Origin of the sequence: Halomonas marinisediminis (genome assembly GCF_004347715.1) — a bacterium.
In the GTDB taxonomy this organism is placed as follows: domain Bacteria; phylum Pseudomonadota; class Gammaproteobacteria; order Pseudomonadales; family Halomonadaceae; genus Halomonas; species Halomonas icarae.
The window spans coordinates 1-261 of sequence record NZ_SLTR01000560.1 but is presented as its reverse complement, the minus strand read 5'-3'; the positions used below and the strand labels follow the sequence as shown (position 1 = coordinate 261).

The window sequence follows — 261 nt, the reverse complement described above, 5'->3', positions numbered from 1 at the left end:
AGTGGCAGGGGCCAGCCGATCGCCCGACGCGCTCCCTCCATCGCGATCAGCAACATTGTAAGGGCCAGCACGACCTGGAACCCGCTTTCGAGAAAGCCGTACTGGTTGCGCAACATCTGGTGGTTGAGCGCGATCCAGAGGCACCCGGCAATGCCGAGGCCCGTGAGAACAGCCCCCGAGATCCGCGCCACCGGGGTGGCGGCGGCGAACAGAAACACCCAAGGCAGGATCAGCGCCATGTGCAAGGGCCGCGCCACCAGA

At 65.9% G+C, this 261-nt stretch carries 1 pseudogene; it reads right to left on the bottom strand.

The annotated features are described in order from the left end of the window. A pseudogene (locus tag E0702_RS17805) lies at nt 1–239 on the bottom strand (TRAP transporter permease DctM/Q); the annotation flags it as partial. Nucleotides 240–261: the final 22 nt, after the last annotated feature.